A 399-nucleotide genomic window follows, 5' to 3' on the forward strand; every position below is an offset into this window, starting at 1 on the left:
GTGGCGCGCATTACCGCCATGCAGTATGCCGATGCTGCTGTACGCAATGCCGCACTGGAGCGCGAAAATGAACGTCATAAAAAGGCGTTGTCACAACAGGCGAAAAAGCCAAAGACTTACCACAACGACGAGGCCAGGCGACTGCTTTTGCAGTACAGCCAGCAACAGGCGCAGACTGAAGGGCAGATTACCGCCGCGAAGCTTTCCACGACCGAAAAAATGACGGAAGCGCATAAGCAGCTTTTGTCATTTCAGCAGCGCATCGCTGATTTGTCCGGTAAAAAACTGACGGCGGATGAACAAAGCGTACTGGCACATAAGGATGAAATTGCGCTTGCGCTACAGAAGCTGGATATCTCACAACAGGATTTGCAACACCAGAATGCCCTTAATGAACTG

Annotated in this window: 1 protein-coding gene; it reads left to right on the forward strand. The window is 51.1% G+C overall.

All coding sequences use genetic code 11. The features are described from left to right. The coding region (locus NG904_RS16915; RefSeq protein WP_252232892.1) for a hypothetical protein at positions 1 to 399 on the forward strand (399 nt) is incomplete at both ends.

The organism is Clostridium sp. ZBS15 (genome assembly GCF_023845705.1).
Classification (GTDB): domain Bacteria; phylum Bacillota; class Clostridia; order Clostridiales; family Clostridiaceae; genus Clostridium; species Clostridium aquiflavi.